Raw genomic sequence first — 261 nt, forward strand, 5'->3', positions numbered from 1 at the left:
TTCGTTGATGCTCTTGCTGTCTTCGATGCTCACCGATGGGCGATCGTCTGGGTTTGGAGTGCCTGGGTCGACCGGACCGGTGCCGTCATCGGTGATGGTTAAGTCACTGGTGTCCGTGCCGTTAACGCCCGTCACGCCCGTCACTTTCAGGCTCAGTTTCTCGTCGCCTTCGTACGTCGCGTCGTCTTTGGTCGCCACTTCGACAGTCAGTTGGGTTTCACCCGCTTTCACCGTGTAAGATCCATCGGCGTTCGCCGTCAC

1 protein-coding gene is annotated in these 261 nt (G+C 58.6%); it reads right to left on the bottom strand.

Annotated features, from left to right (window positions below; translation table 11 throughout):
* Positions 1–261, bottom strand: a 261-nt coding sequence (locus tag AB4513_RS24735) for a hypothetical protein (RefSeq protein WP_206208469.1), incomplete at both ends; no start/stop codon positions are given.

The organism is Vibrio sp. 10N.222.54.E6, assembly GCF_041473955.1.
Classification (GTDB): Bacteria; Pseudomonadota; Gammaproteobacteria; order Enterobacterales; family Vibrionaceae; genus Vibrio; species Vibrio tasmaniensis_A.